The following is a 22,089-nucleotide window of genomic DNA, read 5'->3' as shown; positions in this document are numbered from 1 at the left end:
GCCGCACTGTCGCGCGCCGGCCCCGTCAGCACCAAGGAGTGAGTTCGTCTGTCGACCGCCATCCTCACCGGTGCACCGGTACCCGGATCGTCGCTCGTGGACGATCTGCGGTCACTGGGCTTCGACGTACAGATCGCCGCAGATGTGACCGAGGCCGCACGGCTGCTCTCGGCCGTCCCCGCCGACCGCCGCGTCGCACTGGTCGACCCCCGTTTCGTCGGCCATGTCCATGCCCTCCGGCTCGGGCTGACCGACCCGCGTTTCCCCGCCGCCGCCGTGCCCGGTGCGCTGACCGCGCAGCCGGAGGCGCGCCCCGCGCTCGTCCGCGCTCTGAGCACCGCCGCCGCCGCGGCCGTCGGCGCAGGCGCCCCGACCGGCCCGGGCGCGACCACGACGACGGTCACCGACCGCACCGTGCCGGGCCGCCTCGCCGTCACCATGGACGCCGAAGGCACCGCTGTGCAGCGCCCCGAGCTCGGCTCGCTGGTCGCCGCCGTCCCGGTCGACGAGTCGGCCCGCACCACCGCGCAGAGCGCCGTCGCCGCGGTCGACGACGAGGCGGTACGGCTGCGCAGCGCCGTGAAGGCCCACGACGGCTTCTTCACCACGTTCTTCATCAGCCCGTACTCCCGCTACATCGCCCGCTGGTGCGCCCGCCGCGGTCTCACTCCGAACCAGGTCACCACTGCATCCCTGCTCACTGCGCTGATCGCGGCGGGCAGCGCGGCGACCGGCACCCGCGGCGGCTACATCGCCGCCGGACTGCTGCTGCTCTTCTCCTTCGTCCTGGACTGCACCGACGGGCAGCTCGCCCGCTACTCGCTGCAGTACTCGACGATGGGTGCCTGGCTGGACGCCACCTTCGACCGGGCCAAGGAGTACGCGTACTACGCGGGCCTCGCGCTCGGCGCCGCCCGCGGCGGTGACGACGTATGGGCACTGGCCCTCGGCGCGATGGTGCTCCAGGCCTGCCGCCATGTCATCGATTTCTCGTTCAACGAGGCGAACCATGACGCGGTGGCCAATTCGAGCCCCACGGCAGCCCTCTCCGACAGGCTCGACAGTGTCGGCTGGACGGTCTGGCTGCGCCGGATGATAGTGCTGCCGATCGGCGAGCGCTGGGCGATGATCGCGGTACTGACTGCGGTGACCACTCCCCGCATCGTCTTCTACGCCCTGCTCATCGGCTGTGCCTTTGCGGCCTGCTACACCACCGCGGGCCGCCTGCTGCGCTCGCTGACCCGCAAGGCGGAGCGCACCGACCGCGCCGCCCGGGCACTCGCCGACCTGGCCGACTCCGGTCCCATTGCGCAGATCGTGGCGGTACGGGGCCCCCGGATCAGGGGCGCCTGGAGCGCACCTGTGATCGCGCTCGTCGGCGCGGGGGCACTGATCGCCGCCGCTCTGCAGCAGCCGTTCGGCAGCAAGCAGATGATCTTCGCCGCAGTGTTCTACGCGATCTGCTCGGGGACAGCCGTGGCCCGCCCCCTCAAGGGCGCGCTCGACTGGCTCGTACCCCCGATATTCAGGGCGGCGGAGTACTGCACCATCCTCGCTCTCGCTGCCCGCAGCGATGTCCCAGGAGCCCTTCCGGCAGCCTTCGGGCTGGTTTCGGCCGTCGCCTACCATCACTACGACACGGTGTACCGCATTCGCGGCGGCACCGGCGCGCCGCCCCAGTGGCTGGTACGCACGATCGGTGGGCACGAGGGCCGCACTCTGGTGGTGGCCGTACTCGCCGCCGTACACACTCAGCATTCAGCGTTCACCGTGGCACTCACCGCTCTCGCGGTGGCTGTGGCACTGGTGGTGCTCGTGGAGTCCATCCGCTTCTGGGTGTCCTCCGGAGCACCAGCCGTACACGACGAAGGAGAACCCGCATGATCGGCCTCGTACTGGCAGCCGGTGCAGGACGGCGTCTGCGCCCCTACACCGACACGCTCCCGAAGGCTCTCGTGCCTGTGGGCCCTGAACAGGACGGCGCTGCGAAGACGGTCCTGGACCTGACGCTGGCGAACTTCGCGGAGGTCGGCCTCACCGAGGTCGCCGTCGTCGTCGGCTACCGCAAGGAAGCCGTGTACGACCGCAAGGCCGAGCTCGAGGCGAAGTACGGCGTGACCCTCACCCTGATCGACAACGACAAGGCCGAGGAGTGGAACAACGCCTACTCCCTGTGGTGCGCCCGTGACGTCCTGACGCGCGGCGTCATCCTGGCCAACGGCGACACCGTCCACCCGGTCTCCGTCGAGAAGACCCTGCTCGCCGCCCGGGGCAACGGCCAGAAGATCATCCTCGCCCTCGACACGGTGAAGCACCTCGCCGACGAGGAGATGAAGGTCATCACCGAGGGCGACAAGGGTGTGCGACGCATCACCAAGCTGATGGACCCGGCCACCGCGACCGGTGAGTACATCGGCGTCACTCTCATCGAGCCCGAGGCCGCCGCGGAGCTCGCCGACGCCCTGAAGACTACGTTCGAGCGCGACCCCGACCTCTACTACGAGGACGGATACCAGGAGCTCGTGAACCGCGGCTTCACCGTCGACGTGGCCCCCATCGGCGAAGTGGCGTGGGTCGAGATCGACAACCACGACGACCTCGCGAAGGGCCGTGAGATCGCGTGCCTGTACTGACCCGGCTCATCCCGTCCCCGGTCGTCGTCGACATCCGCCGCGGGGCCCTGGACGATCTGGCCGGTCTCCTCGCCGACCAGCGGATCTCCGCCTCCGGCAAGCTCGCCGTCGCGATCAGCGACGGTTCGGGGCGCGCCCTGCGCGAGCGGCTGGCCCCCGCGCTGCCCGGCGCCCACTGGTACCCGGTCACCGACGGCACCCTCGACTCGGCCGTCAAGCTCGCCGACGACATCAAGGGCAACCGGTACGACGCCGTGGTCGGCCTCGGCGGCGGCAAGATCGTCGACGTGGCGAAGTACGCCGCGGCGCGCGTCGGCCTGCCCCTGGTCGCGGTGGCGACGAACCTCGCCCACGACGGTCTCTGCTCGCCGGTCGCGACACTGGACAACGACAACGGCCGGGGCTCCTACGGGGTCCCCACCCCGATCGCCGTCGTCATCGACCTCGACATCGTCCGCGAGGCACCGGCCCGCTTCGTACGCTCCGGCATCGGCGACGCGGTCTCCAACATCTCCTGCGTGGCCGACTGGGAACTCGCCCACGAGGTCAACGGCGAGGAGATCGACGGACTCGCCGCGGCCATGGCCCGGCAGGCCGGCGAGGCGGTGCTGCGCCACCCCGGCGGGATCGGCGACGACGCCTTCCTCAAGGTGCTGGCCGAGGGCCTCGTGCTGACCGGCATCTCGATGTCGGTGGCCGGGGACTCCCGGCCGGCCTCGGGCGCCTGCCACGAGATCAACCACGCCTTCGATCTGCTGTACCCCAAGCGTGCGGCGAGCCACGGCGAGCAGGTCGGCCTCGGTGCCTGCTTTGCCATGCATCTGCGCGGTGCGCGCGAGGAATCGCTGCTCATGGCGGTCACCCTGCGCCGCCACGGACTGCCCGTCCTGCCCGAAGACATCGGTTTCACCGCCGACGAGTTCGTCCAGGCCGTCGACTACGCCCCGCAGACCCGCCCGGGACGCTTCACGATCCTGGAACACCTCAACCTGTCCACCGACCAGATCAGGGACGCGTACGCCGACTATGCAAAAGCCATCCATAGCTGAACTCCGTCCGGTCGTGCACCCTCCGGGCGTGAAGGACCGGCGCAGCGGCGAACACTGGGCGGGTCGGCTCTACATGCGCGAGATCTCCCTGCGCGTGGACCGGCACTTGGTGAATACCAAGGTCACGCCCAACCAGCTGACCTACGTGATGACCGTCGCGGGCGTGCTCGCCGCGCCGGCGCTGCTCGTTCCCGGCATTCCCGGCGCGCTGCTCGGCGTCCTCATGGTTCAGCTCTACCTGCTGCTCGATTGCGTCGACGGCGAGGTGGCCCGCTGGAAGAAGCAGTTCTCACTGGGCGGGGTCTACCTGGACCGGGTCGGCGCGTATCTCTGCGACGCGGCCGTACTGGTCGGCTTCGGCCTGCGCGCCGCCGACCTGTGGGGCTCCGGACGGATCGACTGGCTGTGGGCCTTCCTGGGCACTCTTGCGGCCCTCGGCGCCATCCTGATCAAGGCCGAGACCGACCTCGTCGGCGTCGCACGCCACCAGGGCGGTCTGCCGCCGGTCAAGGAGGCCGCCTCCGAGCCGCGCTCGTCCGGCATGGCGCTCGCCCGCCGGGCCGCCGGTGCGCTCAAGTTCCACCGGCTGATCCTCGGCGTCGAGGCGTCACTGGTGATCCTGGTGGCGGCCGTCCTCGACGCGGTCAGGGACGATCTGTTCTTCAGCCGTCTCATGGTCGCGGTACTGGCCGGCATCGCCCTGCTGCAGACCTTGCTGCACCTCGTGTCGATCCTGGCATCGAGCAGGCTGAAGTGAGCACCCCCATGAAGCTCGGCGCGGTCATCATCACGATGGGCAACCGCCCCGAAGAGCTGCGCGCACTCCTCGATTCGGTCGCCGAGCAGGACGGCGACCGGATCGAAGTGGTGGTCGTCGGCAACGGCGCCCCCGTACCGGACGTCCCCGCGGGTGTACGCACCGTCGAGCTGCCCGAGAACCTCGGCATCCCGGGCGGTCGCAACGTCGGGATCGAGGCATTCGGCCCGTCCGGCGCCGATGTGGACGCTCTGCTCTTCCTCGACGACGACGGACTGCTGCCGCTCACCGACACCGCAGAGCTGTGCCGGCAGGCGTTCGAGGCCGATCCCGAACTGGGCATCATCAGCTTCCGTATCGCCGACCCCGACACCGGCGTCACGCAGCGCCGCCACGTGCCGCGGCTGCGTGCCGCCGATCCGATGCGCTCCTCGCGCGTGACGACCTTCCTCGGTGGCGCCAACGCCGTACGCAGCAAGGTCATCGCCGAGGTCGGGCCGCTGCCCGGCCAGTTCTTCTACGCGCACGAGGAGACCGATCTCGCCTGGCGGGCACTGGACGCCGGCTGGATGATCGACTACCGCGCGGACATGGTTCTCAACCACCCGACGACCGCCCCGTCGCGGCACGCGGTGTACCACCGCATGGTGGCCCGCAACCGGGTCTGGCTGGCCCGGCGCAACCTGCCCGCGCCGCTGGTCCCCGTCTACCTCGGCGTGTGGTTGCTGCTGACCCTGCTGCGCAAGCCCTCCGGCCCGGCCCTCAAGGCATGGTTCGGCGGCTTCCGGGAAGGCTGGTCCACGCCGTGCGGAACCCGCCGTCCGATGAGGTGGCGCACGGTATGGCGGCTGACCAGACTCGGCCGCCCTCCCGTGATCTGAGAGGCTCTCCTCTGAGAGCATGAGTCGTACGTTTTCTCCACGGGACCTGTCCGCTCCGAGCCGCGCCCGCGACTGGCTGCGCATCCTGAATACGAGAGTTTCATCTGGTGAGTGACACAACCCATGATGGTGCGGTCGCATTGAGCACCCCACCATCCGCCGACGACGGCCTGAGCGCGGCCGAGATGGCCACCAAGTACGGCCTGACGGTGAGCGGCGCCCGGCCGGGGCTCTTCGAGTACGTCCGGCAGCTCTGGGGCCGCCGCCACTTCATCATGGCGTTCTCCAGGGCGAAGCTGACCGCCCAGTACAGCCAGGCGAAGCTCGGCCAGCTGTGGCAGGTGGCCACACCGCTGCTCAACGCCCTGGTCTATTACATGATCTTCGGGCTGATTCTGGGTACCAGGAAGGGAATGACCCAGGAGGTCTTCATCCCGTTCCTGGTGACCGGTGTCTTTGTCTTCACCTTCACCCAGAGCTCGGTGATGGCGGGTGTGCGGGCCATCTCCGGCAACCTCGGACTGGTCCGGGCGCTGCACTTCCCGCGCGCCTCGCTGCCCATCTCGTTCTCGCTCCAGCAGCTCCAGCAGCTGCTGTTCTCGATGATCGTGCTCGCGGTCGTGGCCGTCGCCTTCGGCAGTTATCCGAGTCCCTCCTGGCTGCTGATCATCCCGGCGCTGGTGATGCAGTTCTTCTTCAACACCGGCCTGGCGATGATCATGGCCAGGCTCGGCAGCAAGACCCCCGACCTCGCCCAGCTGATGCCGTTCGTCATGCGGACCTGGATGTACGCGTCGGGCGTCATGTTCTCCATCCCGGTGATGCTCAAGGACAAGCCGGACTGGATCGCCAACGTGCTCCAGTACAACCCGGCGGCCATCTACATGGACCTGATCCGCTTCGCGCTGATCGACGGCTACGGCTCGGAGAACCTGCCGTCGCACGTCTGGGTCGTGGCGCTCGCCTGGGCGGTCCTCGTCGGCGTTGTGGGCTTTGTGTACTTCTGGAAGGCAGAGGAACGGTACGGCCGTGGCTGACGACAACACTTCGGGGCGCGTCCCCACCGTCATCGCCGACGATGTGCACATCGTGTACCGGGTCAATGGCGCCGGCGGAGGCAAGGGCAGCGCCACTGCGGCGCTGAGCCGGATATTGCGCCGCGGCAAGGGCGAGTCGCGCGGTGTGCGCAAGGTGCACGCCGTCCGCGGAGTCTCCTTCACCGCCTATCGCGGCGAGGCCATCGGCCTCATCGGGACCAACGGCTCCGGCAAGTCGACCCTGCTGCGGGCCATCGCCGGTCTGCTGCCGACCGAGCACGGCAAGGTGTACACGGACGGCCAGCCGTCGCTGCTCGGCGTGAACGCGGCGCTGATGAGCGATCTGACCGGCGAGCGCAACGTGGTGCTCGGCGGTCTCGCGATGGGTATGTCGCGCGAGGAGATCCGCGAGCGCTACCAGGGCATCGTCGACTTCTCCGGCATCAATGAGAAGGGCGACTTCATCACCCTTCCGATGCGGACGTACTCCTCCGGTATGGCCGCCCGGTTGCGTTTCTCCATCGCCGCCGCGAAGAACCACGACGTCCTCATGATCGACGAGGCGCTGGCGACCGGTGACCGCAAGTTCCAGATCCGCTCCGAGAAGCGCATCAGGGAGCTCCGCAAGGAAGCGGGCACCGTCTTCCTGGTCAGCCACAGCAACAAGTCCATCAGGGACACCTGCGACCGGGTGCTGTGGCTGGAGAAGGGCGAGCTGCTGATGGACGGACCGACGGACGAGGTCCTCAAGGCGTACGAGCGCGAGACGGGGAAATAGCTGCTCCCGGGTCCCGTGGCACCGAGGCGGCCTCCATCGGAGAGTTCCGGCGGAGGCCGCCTCGGTGTCCGGAGCGCGGACTCCCAGCGGCGCCCACCACCCCCGGCGGTACGCCCTGCACAAGATCTCCTCCCGTCGGATGACGTCAATTTCCTTGCGCACGGGGAAGGTTGGCGGGGCAGGGCTCGTTGTTCTTCCGGGCGTAACACCCCGACGTATCGATGAGCGTTGTACAACGTAAGCTGTAGCGGTGCTGATTCGTTGCAAGTGGGGCGATAGTGCCTGGCCATACGGCCTGGCGGCGTGCTCCGCACTCGGTAGAGCGGGCGGCGTGTCCGGAATGGGATGTTTTGGGTCAGCAGTGTAGAACGGGAGATGTGACGGCTATGACGGAAAATCTCCAGCTCCGAGGTGCTCACGCCGTCCCAACGCCGGGCGGTCGGTGGTGACCCGTACCCAGCAGGTGCACCCCGATGCCGCCGTGCCCAGCACCCTCGACAAGGCCGCGGACGAGAATTTCCCCGTAGCCCCCTTCTTTCTGCCGCGCGCCTGGCGCGACGACCTGATGGCCGTCTACGGCTACGCCCGTCTCGTCGACGACATCGGTGACGGCGATCTTGCCCCCGGCGGTGCGGACGCCCGCCATCTCGGGCTCGACCCGGCGCGGACCGAGGACCGGCTCGCCATGCTCGATGCCTTCGAGGCCGATCTGCACCGGGTCTTCGACACCACGGGCGACGGCCCGCGCCACCCCCTGCTGCGTGCCCTGCGTCCCACTGTGCGGCGCTGCGCGCTCACTCCCGATCCCTTCCTCGGCCTCATCGAGGCGAACCGGCAGGACCAGAAGGTCCGCCGCTACGGGACGTACGAGGACCTCGTCTCCTACTGCGAGCTCTCCGCCAACCCCGTGGGCCGCCTTGTCCTGCAGATCACCGGAACCGCCAGCCCCGAACGCATCCGCCGCTCCGACGCCGTCTGCACGGCCCTGCAGATCGTCGAGCACCTCCAGGACGTCACCGAGGACCTCGGCCGCGGCCGGATCTATCTGCCCGCGGACGACATGGCCCGGTTCCATGTCCGCGAAACCGATCTGGCCGCCCCGTCGGGGGGCGCATCGGTGCGATCACTGGTTGCGTACGAAGCAGAACGCGCTCGGGAACTGCTGAATGAAGGCACCCCCCTGGTGGGTAGCGTCCACGGCAGGCTCAAGCTGCTTCTCGCCGGATTCGTGGGAGGGGGGCGTGCCGCCCTCACCGCGATCGCGGCCGCCGGGTTCGACGTACTGCCCGGACCGCCCAAGCCCACCAAGCCCAGCCTGCTGCGCGAAGTGGGAGTTGTCTTGCGAAGAGCGCGTAGAGAGGGGTGAGCCGGACCGTGGAGGGACAGACGACGTATATGTCGGCACCGGTACAGGCCGCATACAGTTACTGCGAGGCGGTCACCGGACAGCAGGCGCGTAACTTCGCGTACGGCATCAGACTGCTGCCGGCCGAGAAGCGACAGGCCATGTCGGCGCTGTACGCCTTCTCCCGTCGTGTCGACGACATCGGTGACGGCGAGCTGGAGCCGGAGACCAAGCGGACCCGCCTGGAGAGCACCCGCACACTGCTGGACCGGATCCGCAACGGCGTGATCGACGAGGACGACACCGACCCGGTGGCCGTCGCGCTCGCCGACGCCGCGCGCAGATTCCCGCTCCCGCTCGGCGGCCTCGACGAACTCATCGACGGCGTGCTGATGGATGTGCGCGGTGCGACGTACGAGACCTGGGACGATCTCAAGGTCTACTGCCGCTGTGTCGCGGGCGCCATCGGCCGCCTCAGCCTGGGCGTCTTCGGTACGGAACCGGGCGCTCCCGGCGCCGACCGGGCCGCGGAGTACGCCGACACGCTCGGCCTCGCGCTCCAGCTGACCAACATCCTGCGCGACGTACGTGAGGACGCGGGCAACGGGCGTACGTATCTGCCCGCCGACGACCTCGCCAAGTTCGGCTGCTCGGCCGGCTTCCACCGGGCCACCCCGCCGCCCGGCGCCGACTTCGCGGGCCTGGTCCACTTCGAGGTACGGCGCGCCCGCGCCCTGTTCGCCGAGGGATACCGGCTGTTGCCGATGCTGGACCGGCGCAGCGGCGCCTGCGTCGCGGCCATGGCGGGCATCTACCGGCGACTGCTCGACCGGATCGAGCGCGACCCCGAGGCGGTGCTGCGCGGCAGGGTCTCGCTGCCCGGCCACGAGAAGGCGTATGTCGCGGTGCGTGGACTGTCGGGCCTCGATGCGCGATACATCTCCCGCCGCACGGCCAGGGGGCGTGTCTGATGCGCCGTACGGACATCTCGCGCAACATGTGCATCACGGTGAGTCGCGTCGATCAGCGGTCAACCCTCTGGTGTACTGACGCGTCCCTGACTGAAGTGACCTGGCGAAAGGAGGACGCATGACCGACGACGCCCCGCGTTCCTCGCGCGCGGTCGTGATCGGCGGCGGACTCGCCGGCATCACCGCGGCCCTGCGTCTCGCCGACGCCGGGCTTGACGTGACCCTGCTCGAAGGGCGGCCCCGGCTCGGCGGACTTGCCTTCTCCTTCCGGCGCGGCGAACTGACGGTCGACAACGGACAGCATGTCTATCTGCGCTGCTGCACCGCCTACCGCTGGTTCCTCGACCGCGTCGACGGGACACGGCTGGCACCCCTGCAAAACCGTTTGGACGTGCCTGTTCTCGATGTCGGGCGCCCCTCCGGCCCCCGGCTGGGACGGCTTCGCCGCAACGCACTGCCGGTGCCGTTCCACCTCGCCGCCGGACTCGCCGGCTATCCGCATCTCTCGCTCACCGAGCGGGCGAGCGTCGGACGCGCCGCACTGGCGCTGGGCCGGCTGGACCCGGACGACCCCGCGCTCGACGCCGTCGACTTCGGCAGCTGGCTCGCCCGTCACGGGCAGTCGCCGCGCACCATCGAGGCCCTCTGGGACCTGGTGGGCGTCGCCACACTCAACGCCACCGCCCCGAACTCCTCGCTGGCCCTTGCCGCGAAGGTCTTCAAGACCGGACTCCTCTCCGAACCCGGCGCCGCAGACATCGGATGGGCGAGCGTGCCGCTCGGCGAGGTGCACGACACACTGGCCCGCAAGGCCCTCGACACCGCCGGGGTACGCACCGAGCTGCGTACGAAGGCATCCTCCATCACCCGTACGGAGGACGGCTGCTGGACCGTCGACACCGGCAGCGAACGGATCGAGGCGGACACCGTCGTCCTCGCCGTCCCGCAGCGCGAGACCCACGACCTGCTGCCCGACGGCGCACTCGACGAGCCGGAGCGGCTGCTCGACATCGGCACATCGCCGATCCTCAATGTGCACGTGGTCTACGACCGCAAGGTGCTGCGCCGCCCGTTCTTCGCCGCGCTCGGCTCCCCGGTCCAGTGGGTCTTCGACCGTACGGACGCCTCGGGTCTCACCGGACCCGGCCAGTACCTCGCGTTGTCCCAGTCCGCCGCCGACGAGGAGATCGACCTCCCCGTCGCCGAGCTGCGAAAGCGCTACCTGCCCGAGCTGGAGCGGCTCCTTCCGGCCGCCCGCGGGGCCGGGATCAGGGATTTCTTCGTCACCCGGGAGCGCGCGGCGACCTTCGCCCCCGCCCCCGGCGTCGGCCGACTGCGGCCCGGAGCCCGCACCCGTACTCCCGGCCTCAGTCTGGCCGGAGCCTGGACGGCCACCGGCTGGCCCGCGACGTTGGAGGGTGCCGTCCGCAGCGGGTTCAGCGCAGCGGACGCCGCGCTCCGGACACTCGGCCGCACCCATGAACATCCGCTGCAGGAGGCGGCATGAGCAGTACCACCGGAACAAGAGGAGAGTCAGTGACCCCGGCGAATCCGGCTTTCGACACCGTGGCCGACACCACGGACGTCACCGCGCTTCTGGAGCGCGGACGGGCCCTTTCCGTGCCGGTGCTCCGGGCCGCCGTTGACCGGCTCGCACCACCCATGGACACCGTCGCCGCCTACCATTTCGGCTGGATCGATGTCCAGGGACGGCCCTCCGACGGCGACGGCGGCAAGGCCGTGCGCCCGGCGCTCGCCCTGCTGTCCGCGGAGGCGGCCGGAGCTGCGGCCGAGGCCGGCATCCCCGGCGCCGTGGCCGTCGAACTCGTGCACAACTTCTCGCTGCTGCACGACGACCTGATGGACGGTGACGAACAGCGCCGTCACCGCGACACCGTCTGGAAGGTGCACGGCCCCGCCCAGGCGATCCTGGTCGGCGACGCGCTCTTCGCGCTCGCCAACGAGATCCTGCTGGAGCTCGGCACCGTCGAGGCGGGCCGCGCGGCCCGTCGGCTGACCGTCGCCACCCGCAAGCTCATCGACGGGCAGGCCCAGGACATCTCCTACGAGCACCGCGAGCGGGTCACCGTCGAGGAGTGCCTGGAGATGGAGGGCAACAAGACCGGCGCCCTGCTCGCCTGCGCCTGCTCCATCGGTGCGGTGCTCGGCGGCGCCGACGACCGGACCGCCGACACGCTGGAGGCATACGGCTACCACCTCGGCCTCGCCTTCCAGGCCGTCGACGATCTGCTCGGCATCTGGGGCGACCCCGAGTCCACCGGCAAGCAGACCTGGAGCGATCTGCGCCAGCGCAAGAAGTCCCTGCCGGTCGTCGCCGCGCTCGCAGCGGGCGGACCGGCCTCGGAGCGCCTCGGCGAACTGCTCGCCGCCGACGCCAAGAGCAGTGATTTCGACAGCTTCTCCGAAGAGGAGTTCGCCGCCCGTGCGGCGCTCATCGAGGAGGCGGGCGGCCGCGAATGGACCGCCCAGGAGGCCCGTCGGCAGCATGCCGTCGCCATCGAGGCACTGCACCGGGTCGACATGCCGCAAACCGTGCGGGCGCAGCTCACAGCGCTCGCGGACTTCGTCGTCGTACGAAAGAGATGATCACCATCTGCTCCATATGACTCGCAGTCGCCGGCCGGTGCCCGTCCCGGGCGCCGGCCGACGGAGACCCCAGCACAGCAGAGGAACAACTGCACGAAGGGGAAGCCATGACAGCGACGACCGACGGAAGCACCGGGGCTGTGAGCCCCCGCGCAGCCTCGGCCAGTAATCCGACCGATACAACCATCGCCGCGGACGACCTACTCGCCGCCGCGCGGCGGGCCGCGGAACGCTCGGTGGAGCATCTCCTCGGCAGGCAGGACGAGCAGGGCTGGTGGAAGGGCGACCTCGCCACCAACGTCACCATGGACGCCGAGGACCTGCTGCTCCGTCAATTCCTCGGCATTCAGGACCAGGCCACCGTATCGGCGGCCGGCCGTTTCATCCGCGGCGAACAGCGCGGCGACGGCACCTGGGCCACCTTCCACGGCGGCCCCGGCGAACTCTCCACCACCATCGAGGCGTACGTGGCTCTGCGGCTGGCCGGAGACCGGCCGGACGAACCGCATATGGCCCGCGCTTCGGGATGGATCAGGGGACAGGGCGGAATCGCGGCGAGCCGCGTCTTCACCCGGATCTGGCTCGCCCTCTTCGGCTGGTGGAAATGGGACGACCTGCCGGAACTCCCGCCCGAGCTGATGTTCTTTCCCAAATGGGTGCCGCTCAACATCTATGACTTCGGCTGCTGGGCCCGCCAGACCATCGTGCCGCTCACCGTCGTCTCGGCCAAGCGGCCGGTACGCCCGGCCCCCTTCGCCCTCGATGAGCTGCACACCGACCCACGCCACCCGAACCCGCCCAGGCCCGCCGCTCCGGCGGCGAGCTGGGACGGGGTCTTCCAGCGCCTGGACAAGGCGCTGCACGCGTACCACCGGATCGCACCTCGCAAGCTGCGCCGGACCGCCATGAACGCCGCGGCCCGCTGGATCATCGAACGCCAGGAGAACGACGGCTGCTGGGGAGGCATCCAGCCGCCCGCCGTGTACTCCGTCATCGCCCTGCACCTGCTCGGCTACGACCTGGACCACCCGGTGATGCGGGCCGGACTCGCCTCGCTCGACCGCTTCGCCGTCTGGCGCGAGGACGGCGCCCGGATGATCGAGGCCTGCCAGTCCCCGGTCTGGGACACCTGCCTCGCCACCATCGCCCTCGCCGACGCCGGGGTCAGCCCCGACCACCCGGCGCTGGTGAAGGCCGCGGACTGGATGCTCGGCGAGGAGATCGTGCGGCCCGGCGACTGGTCCGTGCGCCGTCCCCGGCTCAATCCGGGCGGCTGGGCGTTCGAGTTCCACAACGACAACTACCCGGACATCGACGACACCGCGGAGGTGGTCCTCGCGCTGCGCCGGGTCCGCCACCCCGACAAGGCGCGCATCGAGGCCGCCATCAGGCGCGGGGTGCGCTGGAACCTCGGCATGCAGTCCCGCAACGGGGCCTGGGGCGCGTTCGACGCGGACAACACCAGCGCGTTCCCCAACCGGCTGCCCTTCTGCGACTTCGGTGAGGTCATCGACCCGCCGTCCGCCGATGTCACCGGGCACGTGGTCGAGATGCTCGCCGTCGAGGGGCGGTCCGGGCACCCCGCCACCCGGCGCGGTATCGAGTGGCTGCTCGCCGAACAGGATGCGAGCGGCGGCTGGTTCGGCCGCTGGGGCGTCAACTACGTATACGGCACAGGGTCGGTGGTGCCCGCACTGGTGGCCGCCGGACTGCCCGTCACTCATCCGGCGATCCGCCGCGCGGTCGGCTGGCTGGAGTCCGTACAGAACGACGACGGCGGCTGGGGCGAGGACCTGCGCTCGTACCAGGAGGACAAGTGGATCGGGCACGGCGCCTCGACCGCCTCGCAGACCGCGTGGGCACTGCTCGCACTGCTTGCCGCTGGACGGCGTGACAGCAAGGCCGTGCAGCGGGGAGTGTCCTGGCTCAGCGAGACGCAGCAGGCCGACGGATCCTGGGACGAGCCGTACTTCACCGGAACCGGCTTCCCCTGGGACTTCTCCATCAACTACCACCTCTACCGGCAGGTTTTCCCGCTCACCGCACTCGGACGGTACGTGCACGGCGAACCGTTCGCCGACCGCACGGTCACCCGCAAGGGGGCCTGATGGGCGATGGTCCGGGGCCGGCCGGCCCTGCAGCGCCGCTGCTGATCGCCTGTGCGCTCGGGATCGAGCAGTTCGCCCTGCGCAGCGGCAGAGGCAGGGCCGGTGACGCTCCGGGCCCGGTGACCGTACTCCGTACGGGCATGGGCCCCAAGGCCGCCGAGGCGGCCGTGTCACGGGCGCTCGGTCAGGACCGGGCGCCCGGCACAGCAGTGCTCGCCTCCGGATTCTGCGCCGGGCTGTCACCCGGCATGCACCCCGGGGACCTGGTGGTCGCCGCCGAGACCAGGGAATCCGGGGACTCGACGGTCTGCACCGGCACGGGCCTGCTCGCCGAGGCCCTCGCCAGTGCGGTCTCCGGCCGCACCGTCCACACCGGTCCGCTGACCGGCTCCGCCCATGTCGTACGCGGACATGAACGGGCCGAGCTGCGGGCCACCGGAGCGATCGCGGTGGACATGGAGTCCGCCGCCACTCTCCGCGCCGCCCTGCGGTCCGGGCCACGCCCGGTTGCCGCCGTACGGGTGGTCGTGGACGCTCCGGAGCATGAGCTCGTCCGCATCGGCACGATACGCGGTGGAATATCGGCTTTCCGTGTTCTCCGTGCCGTCCTACCGGCTTTCTACGAATGGCACCGATCTCTGCTGCTCCCCAGGAGGTGAGCTAGATGGCCATGCCGCTCCGCCAGACCATCAAGGTTGCGACGTACCTCATTGAACAGAAGCTCCGCAAGCGGGACAAGTTCCCGCTCATTGTCGAGCTGGAGCCTTTGTTCGCCTGCAATCTGGCGTGCGAGGGCTGCGGGAAGATCCAGCATCCGGCCGGAGTTCTGAAGCAGCGCATGCCGGTGGCCCAGGCCGTTGGCGCGGTACTGGAATCGGGCGCCCCGATGGTTTCCATCGCGGGCGGCGAACCCCTGATGCACCCGCAGATCGACGAAATCGTGCGGCAGCTGGTGGAAAAGAAGAAGTACGTCTTCCTGTGCACCAATGCGATGCTGTTGCGTAAGAAGATCGAGAAATTCACTCCGTCGCCGTTCTTCGCCTTCGCCGTGCACATCGACGGGCTGCGCGAACGGCACGATGAATCGGTCGCCAAGGAAGGGGTGTTCGACGAGGCGGTGGCGGCGATCAAGGAGGCCAAGCGCCGCGGCTTCCGGGTCACCACGAACTCCACCTTCTTCAACACCGACACCCCGCAGACCATCATCGAGGTCCTGAACTACCTCAATGACGATCTGAAGGTCGACGAGATGATGATCTCGCCCGCCTACGCGTACGAGAAGGCACCCGACCAGGAGCACTTCCTCGGCGTCGAGCAGACCCGAGAACTGTTCAAGAAGTCGTTCGCGGGCGGCAACCGGTCCCGCTGGCGACTGAACCACTCGCCGCTCTTCCTGGACTTCCTGGAGGGCAAGGCGGACTTCCCGTGCACCGCGTGGGCGATCCCGAACTACTCGCTCTTCGGCTGGCAGCGGCCCTGCTACCTGATGAGTGACGGGTACGTCCCGACGTACCGCGAACTCATCGAGGAGACCGACTGGGACAAGTACGGCCGGGGCAAGGACCCGCGCTGCGCCAACTGTATGGCGCACTGCGGTTACGAGCCCACCGCCGTCCTCGCCACCATGGGATCGCTGAAGGAATCCCTGCGCGCCATGCGCGAGACCGTCTCCGGGAACGGGTGACGTCATGACCGCTGGAGAACCGGTCGCACTGGGTCTCCCCGAGCTGCCGGCCCGGCCGCTCGCGATGCGCCGCCACTCGCGGCGCATCCAGGTCGGGTCGGTTGCGGTGGGCGGGGATGCGCCGGTGTCGGTGCAGTCGATGACCACGACGCGTACGTCGGACATCGGTGCGACGTTGCAGCAGATCGCGGAGCTGACGGCGTCGGGCTGTCAGATCGTGCGGGTGGCGTGTCCGACGCAGGACGATGCGGACGCGTTGGCGACGATCGCGAGGAAGTCGCAGATCCCGGTGATCGCGGACATTCATTTCCAGCCGAAGTATGTGTTCGCGGCGATTGATGCGGGCTGTGCGGCGGTGCGGGTGAATCCGGGGAACATCAAGCAGTTCGACGACAAGGTGAAGGAGATCGCGCGGGCCGCGAAGGATGCGGGTACGCCGATCCGGATCGGTGTGAATGCCGGTTCGCTGGATGCGCGGCTGCTGAAGAAGTACGGGAAGGCGACTCCGGAGGCGTTGGTGGAGTCGGCGTTGTGGGAGGCGTCGCTCTTCGAGGAGCACGGTTTCCGGGACATCAAGATCTCGGTGAAGCACAACGATCCGGTGGTGATGGTCAATGCGTACCGTCAGCTGGCGGCGCAGTGCGACTATCCGCTGCATCTGGGTGTGACGGAGGCGGGGCCGGCGTTCCAGGGGACGATCAAGTCGGCGGTGGCGTTCGGTGCGCTGTTGAGCGAGGGGATCGGGGACACGATCCGGGTGTCGCTGTCGGCGCCGCCGGCCGAGGAGGTCAAGGTCGGGCTGCAGATCCTGGAGTCGCTGAATCTGAAGCAGCGGCGGCTGGAGATCGTGTCGTGTCCGTCGTGCGGTCGGGCGCAGGTGGATGTGTACAAGCTGGCGGATCAGGTCAGTGCGGGTCTTGAGGGCATGGAGGTGCCGTTGCGGGTGGCCGTGATGGGCTGCGTCGTCAACGGTCCGGGTGAGGCCCGTGAGGCGGACCTGGGTGTCGCTTCCGGGAACGGCAAGGGGCAGATCTTCGTGAGGGGCGAGGTCATCAGGACCGTGCCCGAGTCGGAGATCGTCGAGACGCTGATCGAAGAAGCCCTGAAGATCGCCGAGGGCATGGACGACGCAGGGACACCATCGGGGGTTCCCGCCGTCACCGTGAGCTGAAACAGAACCAGAGAGGGGGCCCGAGCGTGACGATTCTGGAGAACATCCGGGGGCCGCACGATCTCAAGGCGCTGAGCGAAGCACAACTCGACGAACTCGCCGAGGACATCAGACAGTTCCTCGTCCGGGCGGTGGCGAGGACCGGCGGTCATCTGGGGCCCAACCTGGGGGTGGTGGAGCTTTCCATCGCCCTGCACAGGGCCTTCGACTCGCCAGTGGACCGCATCCTGTGGGACACCGGGCACCAGAGCTATGTGCACAAACTGCTCACCGGGCGGCAGGACTTCTCCAAGCTGCGGGTCAAGGGGGGCCTTTCCGGCTATCCCTCCCGCGAGGAGTCCGAGCACGACGTCATCGAGAACTCGCATGCCTCGACCGTCCTCGGCTGGGCCGACGGCATCGCCAAGGCCCATCAGGTTCTGGGGCGGAGCGACCATGTCGTGGCCGTCATCGGAGACGGGGCCCTCACCGGCGGGATGGCCTGGGAGGCGCTCAACAACATCGCGGCCGCGAGGGACCGGCCGCTGATCATCGTGGTCAACGACAACGAGCGCTCCTACGGCCCCACGATCGGCGGTCTCGCCAACCACCTCGCCACCCTCCGTACCACGGACGGATACGAACGCTTCCTCTCCTGGGGCAAGGGTGTGCTCCAGCAGACACCCGTCATCGGACAGCCGTTGTACGAGTCGCTGCACGGCGCGAAGAAGGGGTTCAAGGACGCCTTCGCCCCGCAGGGCATGTTCGAGGACCTCGGGCTCAAGTACGTCGGGCCGATCGACGGTCATGACATCGCGGCCGTCGAATCGGCACTGCACCGGGCAAAACGCTTCCACGGCCCGGTACTGGTGCACTGCCTCACCGAGAAGGGCCGCGGCTACCCGCCCGCGCTCCGGGACGAGGCCGACCGCTTCCACACCGTGGGCGCGATGGACCCGCTGACCTGCGCACCGCTCGTCCCGTCCGGAGCGCCCTCCTGGACCTCGGTGTTCGGGGACGAGATCGCCGCGATCGGCGCGGAGCGGCCGGATGTCGTGGCCATCACCGCGGCGATGCTGCACCCCGTCGGACTGACGAAGTTCGCCGAGGCGTTTCCCGACCGGGTCTGGGACGTCGGGATCGCCGAGCAGCACGCGGCGGTCTGCGCAGCGGGACTCGCCACCGCCGGACTGCATCCGGTCGTCGCCGTCTACGCCACCTTCCTCAACCGGGCCTTCGATCAACTGCTGATGGATGTCGCGCTGCACAAGTGCGGGGTGACCTTCGTCCTCGACCGCGCCGGAGTCACCGGTCCCGACGGACCCTCGCACAACGGCATGTGGGACATGTCCATGCTGCAGGTCGTCCCCGGGCTGCGGATCGCCGCCCCGCGCGACGCCGACGAACTGCGCGCCGAGCTCCGCGAGGCCGTCGACATCGACGACGTACCCACCGTGATCCGGTTCCCCAAGGAGTCGGTGGGGGAGCCGGTCCCGGCCATCGACCGGATCGGCGGAATGGACGTACTGCACCGGGCGGACGACCCCGACGTGCTGCTCGTGGCCGTCGGTGTGCTCGCCCCGGTCTGTCTGAAGGCCGCAGACCTGCTGGCGGGCGGCGGCATCCGCTGCACCGTCGTCGACCCGCGCTGGGTCAAACCGGTCGACGAACAGCTGGCCCCGCTCGCCGAACGGCACCGGCTGGTCGCCGTCGTCGAGGACAACAGCCGGGCAGGGGGTGTCGGTTCGGCGGTCGGGCAGGCGCTGCGGGATGCCGGGGTCGACGTTCCGCTGCGGACGTTCGGCATCCCCGATCAGTTTCTCGCCCACGGCAAGCGCGCCGAGGTGCTGGCCGACATCGGGCTCACCCCGGTCGAGGTCGCGGGGCGCATCAGCGCCGCGCTGGCCGCCAAGGAAGCAGCGACAAGGACCGAGGAGAGCGGGGCATGAAGGACGACGGGCCCAAGGGCTTCGACCTGGCACAGCTCCTCGCGGAGCGCGGCGGCGAGCGCTACGAGCTGCACACGAAATACCTCAACCCCCAGCTGCCCCGCATGCTGCACACCATCGGCTTCGACAAGGTCTACGAACGGGCCGAGGGCGCGCACTTCTGGGATGCGGACGGCAACGACTACCTCGACATGCTCGCCGGGTTCGGCGTGATGGGCCTCGGCCGGCACCACCCCGTCGTACGCAAGGCCCTGCACGACGTCCTGGACGCCTCGCTCGCCGATCTCACCCGCTTCGACTGCCAACCGTTGCCCGGGCTGCTGGCCGAGAAGCTGCTCACGCACAGCCCGCACCTGGACCGGGTCTTCTTCGGCAACAGCGGTACGGAGGCCGTCGAGACCGCCCTGAAGTTCGCCCGGTACGCCACCGGCAGGCCCAGGATTCTCTACTGCACCCACGCATTCCACGGGCTGACGACCGGCTCTCTCTCGGTCAACGGGGAGAGCGGCTTCCGGGACGGCTTCGCACCGTTGCTGCCGGACACCGCCATCGAGCTCGGGGATCTCGACGCACTGCGCCGTGAACTGAAGCGCGGTGATGTGGCGGCACTGGTCGTCGAGCCGATCCAGGGCAAGGGCGTCCACGCCGCGCCGCCCGGCTTCCTGCGGGACGCGCAGGAACTGCTGCACAAGTACAAGGCACTGCTCATCGCCGACGAGGTGCAGACCGGCCTCGGCAGGACGGGCGATTTCTACGCGTACCAGCACGAGGAGGGTGTCGAACCCGATCTGGTCTGTGTCGCCAAGGCACTCTCCGGTGGCTATGTGCCGGTCGGGGCGACCCTCGGCAAGGACTGGATCTTCAGACGCGTCTACTCGTCGATGGACCGGGTCCTGGTCCACTCCGCGAGCTTCGGCTCCAACGCCCAGGCGATGGCGGCCGGGCTCGCGGTCCTCGCGGTGATGGAGGACGAGGAGACCGTCGCGGGTGCGCGCCGCACCGGTGATCTGCTGCGCGGGCGGCTGGCCGCACTGGTCGACCGCTATGAGCTGCTGCACGAGGTGCGCGGGCGAGGGCTGATGATCGGCATCGAATTCGGCCGACCGTCGTCACTGAAGCTGCGCAGCCGCTGGACCATGCTGCAGGCGGCCCGCAAGGGCCTCTTCGCGCAGATGGTGGTGGTGCCCCTGCTGCAGAAGCACCGCATCCTCACCCAGGTCTCGGGCGATCATCTGGAAGTGATCAAGCTGATTCCGCCGCTGGTGATCGGGGAGCCGGACGTCGACCGGTTCGTCACGGCGTTCACCGCGGTGATGGACGACGCGCACAGCGGCGGCGGGCTGATGTGGGACTTCGGCAGGACCCTGGTGAAACAGGCCGTCGCCAACCGCTGACCCCGCGCGCCCGGCAGGGCCCCTCGTTTGCCTCGGAGGCAAGAAATTTGCCTCTGAGGAAAGCTCCTGGCCCAATGGGTACATGAACACTCCAGACGGAGGGGTGGCCGACGAGCTGCCCGGAGTCGCGCCACGCCTGCGCGATCTGCGCCGCAGTCGTGGTCTCACCCTGGAGACCGCCGCTCAGCGGGCGGGGCTCTCACCCGCCCATCTCTCCCGGCTCGAAACAGGCCGTCGGCAGCCTTCGCTGCCGATGCTCCTCGGTCTTGCCAGGATCTACGGTACGACGGTCTCCGAGCTGCTCGGCGAGACGCCCCCGGAACGGGAGGCGATCATCCGCGGTGGGGAGTTCGATGGGGCCGAGGCCGACGGCTGGATGTATCAGCAGGCCGGCGGCTCCGGCCGGGCGATGCAGGCGCTCCGCGTCCGAGTTCCGTACGGCGCACAGGGTGATCTCGTGCGCGTCCATCCCGGCGAGGAGTGGCTGTACGTGCTCGCCGGACACCTCCGGGTCACACTCGGGGACACCGTGCACGATCTCGCCCCCGGTGACAGCGCGCACTTCGACTCGCTCACCCCGCACCGGATCGCGGCCGTCGACCGCGACGGTGCCGAGCTGCTCTTCGTCCACACCCTGCTGCAGAGCCCCGCCGCCGAGCTGTGCCTCGGCAGCGGCATCCACCGTCGCTGAGACCGGTCCGTCCGGATACCAGAGAGGACTGTCATGTCCGATTCAGAGAACTTCGACCCGCTGGGGTCCAGGAAGAACTACGAAGCCCAGGAGCGGAAGTTTCCGCGCGGCGTGGTGATCCGGCTGTTCGCCTACCTCATCGCCGGACACATCTTCGCGGCCTTCCTCTACCTGCTCTTCGCGGTGGCCGGCAAGGGCTGACCATTGCCGACGGGCGGGTGCGGCTACGCCTCGTCGAGGAGCCGGTCGCGCAGCTGCTCACGGGTCTCGGGCGCGAGCTTCAGACCTTCGGAGAAGTAGCGGTCCGTGCTGCCCCAGGTCTCCTCGATGGTGGCGAAGGCCGCGGCGAGGTAGTCGGCGTGGGCGCCGAAGAGCGGATTGAGCAGCTCCATCACCTCTGCCGACATGCCGTCCGCCGAGGTGTCGCTGCGCTGCACCTTGTAGCGGCGATGGGCATCGTTCGACTTCAGGTAGTCGGCCTCGATGGCGTCGCGCTCGACACCGACCGCGAGCAGTGACACCGCGATCGACAGGCCGGCCCGGTCCTTGCCCGCCGCGCAGTGCATCAACGCGGGAACGCTGTCCTCGGCCAGGGCGTGCAGAACCCGGCTGTGTTCGGCGGTACGGTCCCGGATGATCTCGCGGTACGAGGCGATCATCCGGTTCGTTCCCCTGTCGTCGGCCAGGATCGAGCGCAGCTGGTCGAGATCGCCGTCCCGGACCATCCGCCAGAACTCGGCGCCGTCGGCGGGGTCGGAGAGCGGGATACTCACATTCCGTACGCCCGGCAGCTCCACATCCAGGCCGTCGAGCCGGTGGTCGGCCGCATTGCGGAAGTCGAAGACCGTGTGCAGACCCAGACCGCCCAGAAAGGCGGCGTCCTCGGCGGTGGCGTGCGCGAGGTGACCACTGCGGAAGAGCCGTCCGTACCGTACCCGCCGGCCGTCCACGGTGGGCAGTCCGCCCACATCGCGGAAGTTGCGGACACCCGCCAGCTCGGGTTCCGTCGACGGGATCTGCGGCAACTGCTGCGTCACAGTGACTCCTGGAGTGTC

General features: G+C 69.2%; 20 protein-coding genes. 19 read left to right on the top strand and 1 reads right to left on the bottom strand.

All coding sequences use genetic code 11. From position 1 onward, the window contains the following. The first annotated feature begins 96 nt into the window (after window positions 1-96). The 19 genes from NRF20_RS07385 (at window position 97) to NRF20_RS07295 (ending at window position 21,235) form a co-directional block, all read left to right on the top strand. Window positions 97-1,884: a DUF5941 domain-containing protein gene (locus NRF20_RS07385; RefSeq protein WP_413752254.1), complete on the top strand. Its 1,788-nt coding sequence runs from the start codon at window positions 97-99 to the stop codon at window positions 1,882-1,884. Beyond that, window positions 1,881-2,633 carry a sugar phosphate nucleotidyltransferase gene (locus tag NRF20_RS07380; RefSeq protein WP_398633750.1) on the top strand — a complete coding sequence of 251 codons (753 nt, stop codon included), beginning with the start codon at window positions 1,881-1,883 and terminating at the stop codon, window positions 2,631-2,633. The genes NRF20_RS07385 and NRF20_RS07380 overlap by 4 nt, the downstream gene beginning before the upstream one ends. Then, on the top strand, window positions 2,621-3,682 hold the full coding sequence (locus NRF20_RS07375) for an iron-containing alcohol dehydrogenase family protein (RefSeq protein ID WP_266355808.1): 1,062 nt from the start codon (window positions 2,621-2,623) through the stop codon (window positions 3,680-3,682). The genes NRF20_RS07380 and NRF20_RS07375 overlap by 13 nt, the downstream gene beginning before the upstream one ends. Beyond that, window positions 3,660-4,439, top strand: a complete 780-nt coding sequence (locus NRF20_RS07370) for a CDP-alcohol phosphatidyltransferase family protein (protein WP_266355806.1) — start codon at window positions 3,660-3,662, stop codon at window positions 4,437-4,439. The genes NRF20_RS07375 and NRF20_RS07370 overlap by 23 nt, the downstream gene beginning before the upstream one ends. Window positions 4,440-4,447: 8 nt before the next feature. Further along, on the top strand, window positions 4,448-5,320 hold the full coding sequence (locus tag NRF20_RS07365; protein WP_266365042.1) for a glycosyltransferase family 2 protein: 873 nt from the start codon (window positions 4,448-4,450) through the stop codon (window positions 5,318-5,320). Window positions 5,321-5,427: 107 nt separating this feature from the next. Further along, on the top strand, window positions 5,428-6,357 hold the full coding sequence (locus tag NRF20_RS07360) for an ABC transporter permease (RefSeq protein WP_398633749.1): 930 nt from the start codon (window positions 5,428-5,430) through the stop codon (window positions 6,355-6,357). Then, window positions 6,350-7,135: an ABC transporter ATP-binding protein gene (locus NRF20_RS07355; protein ID WP_114247839.1), complete on the top strand. Its 786-nt coding sequence runs from the start codon at window positions 6,350-6,352 to the stop codon at window positions 7,133-7,135. Before NRF20_RS07360 ends, NRF20_RS07355 begins: the two co-directional genes overlap by 8 nt. Before the next feature lie 445 nt (window positions 7,136-7,580). Next, window positions 7,581-8,501 (top strand): squalene synthase HpnC, encoded by a 921-nt coding sequence (gene hpnC, locus NRF20_RS07350; RefSeq protein ID WP_413752253.1) that lies wholly within the window; start codon window positions 7,581-7,583, stop codon window positions 8,499-8,501. A gap of 29 nt (window positions 8,502-8,530) precedes the next feature. Beyond that, a complete protein-coding gene (gene hpnD / locus NRF20_RS07345; protein WP_383979083.1) occupies window positions 8,531-9,451 on the top strand; it encodes a presqualene diphosphate synthase HpnD in 921 nt (306 codons plus the stop codon). Window positions 9,452-9,569: 118 nt separating this feature from the next. Then, entirely contained in the window at window positions 9,570-10,958 is a 1,389-nt protein-coding gene (hpnE, locus tag NRF20_RS07340; RefSeq protein WP_398633747.1) for a hydroxysqualene dehydroxylase HpnE, read from the top strand. Further along, window positions 10,955-12,058, top strand: a complete 1,104-nt coding sequence (locus NRF20_RS07335) for a polyprenyl synthetase family protein (RefSeq protein ID WP_398633746.1) — start codon at window positions 10,955-10,957, stop codon at window positions 12,056-12,058. The genes hpnE and NRF20_RS07335 overlap by 4 nt, the downstream gene beginning before the upstream one ends. Before the next feature lie 107 nt (window positions 12,059-12,165). Further along, complete coding sequence (shc, locus tag NRF20_RS07330) at window positions 12,166-14,166, top strand: squalene--hopene cyclase (protein WP_398633745.1); 2,001 nt, start codon at window positions 12,166-12,168, stop codon at window positions 14,164-14,166. Further along, entirely contained in the window at window positions 14,166-14,825 is a 660-nt protein-coding gene (locus NRF20_RS07325) for a 1-hydroxy-2-methyl-2-butenyl 4-diphosphate reductase (RefSeq protein WP_266355794.1), read from the top strand. Before shc ends, NRF20_RS07325 begins: the two co-directional genes overlap by 1 nt. A 5-nt stretch (window positions 14,826-14,830) precedes the next feature. Then, a complete protein-coding gene (gene hpnH, locus NRF20_RS07320) occupies window positions 14,831-15,850 on the top strand; it encodes an adenosyl-hopene transferase HpnH (RefSeq protein WP_266355793.1) in 1,020 nt (339 codons plus the stop codon). A gap of 4 nt (window positions 15,851-15,854) precedes the next feature. Then, on the top strand, window positions 15,855-17,021 hold the full coding sequence (gene ispG, locus NRF20_RS07315) for a flavodoxin-dependent (E)-4-hydroxy-3-methylbut-2-enyl-diphosphate synthase (RefSeq protein ID WP_413752252.1): 1,167 nt from the start codon (window positions 15,855-15,857) through the stop codon (window positions 17,019-17,021). 26 nt (window positions 17,022-17,047) lie between these two features. Then, window positions 17,048-18,949, top strand: a complete 1,902-nt coding sequence (gene dxs / locus NRF20_RS07310) for a 1-deoxy-D-xylulose-5-phosphate synthase (RefSeq protein WP_398634184.1) — start codon at window positions 17,048-17,050, stop codon at window positions 18,947-18,949. Continuing rightward, window positions 18,946-20,343, top strand: coding sequence for an aspartate aminotransferase family protein (locus NRF20_RS07305; RefSeq protein ID WP_398634183.1), 1,398 nt, complete (start codon window positions 18,946-18,948; stop codon window positions 20,341-20,343). The genes dxs and NRF20_RS07305 overlap by 4 nt, the downstream gene beginning before the upstream one ends. An 82-nt stretch (window positions 20,344-20,425) precedes the next feature. Further along, window positions 20,426-21,034 carry a helix-turn-helix domain-containing protein gene (locus tag NRF20_RS07300; RefSeq protein WP_398634182.1) on the top strand — a complete coding sequence of 203 codons (609 nt, stop codon included), beginning with the start codon at window positions 20,426-20,428 and terminating at the stop codon, window positions 21,032-21,034. 33 nt (window positions 21,035-21,067) lie between these two features. Next, entirely contained in the window at window positions 21,068-21,235 is a 168-nt protein-coding gene (locus tag NRF20_RS07295; RefSeq protein ID WP_176729046.1) for a DUF6126 family protein, read from the top strand. A 23-nt stretch (window positions 21,236-21,258) separates the two neighbouring features. On the opposite strand, the gene NRF20_RS07290 is transcribed toward NRF20_RS07295, so the two are convergent. Then, the gene (locus NRF20_RS07290; protein ID WP_413752251.1) at window positions 21,259-22,071 is read right to left on the bottom strand and encodes a tyrosine-protein phosphatase; all 813 of its coding nucleotides are present in this window, start codon (window positions 22,069-22,071) and stop codon (window positions 21,259-21,261) included. Window positions 22,072-22,089 lie beyond the last annotated feature (18 nt).

The sequence above is a fragment of the Streptomyces sp. R-74717 genome, from assembly GCF_047305335.1.
GTDB lineage: Bacteria > Actinomycetota > Actinomycetes > Streptomycetales > Streptomycetaceae > Streptomyces > Streptomyces atratus.
This window is presented reverse-complemented; position numbering and strand designations above follow the sequence as displayed.